This window comes from Aetokthonos hydrillicola CCALA 1050 (assembly GCF_017591665.1).
Lineage (GTDB): Bacteria > Cyanobacteriota > Cyanobacteriia > Cyanobacteriales > Nostocaceae > Aetokthonos > Aetokthonos hydrillicola.
On sequence record NZ_JAAKGC010000455.1, the window covers coordinates 1 to 1,019 of the forward strand.

General features: G+C 40.4%; 3 protein-coding genes. All 3 read right to left on the minus strand.

The window, feature by feature from the left end:
* On the minus strand, positions 1-233 hold a 233-nt coding region (locus G4P69_RS38845; RefSeq protein WP_208355389.1), incomplete at its 3' end, for a cation-transporting P-type ATPase.
* 43 nt (positions 234-276) lie between these two features.
* Positions 277-681, minus strand: coding sequence for a hypothetical protein (locus G4P69_RS38850; RefSeq protein ID WP_208355392.1), 405 nt, complete (start codon positions 679-681; stop codon positions 277-279).
* 156 nt (positions 682-837) lie between these two features.
* The coding region (locus G4P69_RS38855; protein ID WP_208355395.1) for a hypothetical protein at positions 838-1,019 on the minus strand (182 nt) is incomplete at its 5' end.

A 1,019-nucleotide genomic window follows, 5' to 3' on the forward strand; every position in this document is an offset into this window, starting at 1 on the left:
GGGACATACCACTTGATCGGTTTGTCGCGAGCGATCTCATTCAGCCCAGATTTTGCTAACCGTCGCTTGGCTTCAGTTTCACTTAGCCCCGACTCAGAAGTGTCAAATAAGTGCAGAACTCCGTCCACATCACGCTGAGCAATATCAATGAGCGCTTTGGATGAATCTACAGACGGGCTAGATCTCGTTTTAGCCTTTTTGGATGAATTGGCAGTCTGGCTTAACTTCGTCATAAAGTAATTTTCTCTTTGGGGTAAATCTTTTTGCTGCCTAACACTACTTGGCAAAGTGCTGTCGAGTTTTTGCCGCAATCTGACGATCCGTCATTTTGTCAACTGTTACAATACCTACGACGCGTCCACCGAGGTTCTTTCCTTCAAGACGTTTTTTCAGTTCATCCTTTGCCTCACCTGGACCAAATATCAGAATAGACTCTGCATCACGAATAGACGCAATAACCGCATCATAGTAAATATTGAGTTCTCCCGTAAAAGTTCTCTGGCGGCTATCATCTGCCGGTACCTGAAGTGATTCATAATTACCCTTAAGAGGTGAATCACCAGAACGCCTGAGCTGTTTTTCTACCTCCGATATTATCTGTGTTATCTGTTCCTCTTTCTCCGTAACAGCCACGACAATAGCCTTCCTATGGTCAATCCACAGCCCTACTTTTGTTCTCATTTATATCTCCTTTGTTCACTAGTTACACCTAACTATTACTTCAACATTAGGGTGGTTGCTTTGGCTTTATCTTTTAAATTTATGATGCACGCCCCTTATTGAATTTGAAAAATGCTTAGGAATCTGGATTAAATTTAAATAAAGTCGAAACCTGGTTTAAAGACTTTTAAAAATCAGGTTAGTCGATGAAGAAGAATTGTAAGTTAATAAATCTACGTTCTTTGCCAGAGTCCATTTAACAACTTTGGCTTCTGGTATTAGTGTGAACAGGGAATGTTTTATTTCTTGAATGAATTGATTGAATACGATACGAAACGTAACTGAAAATGGATGAGTCA